This window comes from Halomonas marinisediminis, from assembly GCF_004347715.1.
Lineage (GTDB): Bacteria > Pseudomonadota > Gammaproteobacteria > Pseudomonadales > Halomonadaceae > Halomonas > Halomonas icarae.
On record NZ_SLTR01000899.1, the window covers coordinates 1 to 218 of the forward strand.

Annotated in this window: 1 pseudogene; it reads left to right on the forward strand. The window is 58.7% G+C overall.

The features are described 5' to 3' along the window. Nucleotides 1-11: 11 nt before the first annotated feature. Nucleotides 12-218: pseudogene (locus E0702_RS18890) on the forward strand (xylose isomerase); the annotation flags it as partial.

The following is a 218-nucleotide window of genomic DNA, read 5'->3' on the forward strand; positions in this document are numbered from 1 at the left end:
TGCAGAGGGTTGTGGATTACAAGCACAAGATCGGGTTCGAGGGCACGATCCTGCTGGAGCCGAAACCGCAGGAGCCCACGAAGCACCAATATGATTACGACGTGGCCACGGTGTTCAGCTTCCTGTCGGAGTTCGGCCTGCAGGACGAAGTGAAGATGAATATCGAGCAGGGCCATGCGATCCTGGCCGGGCATTCCTTCGAGCACGAGCTGGCGCTC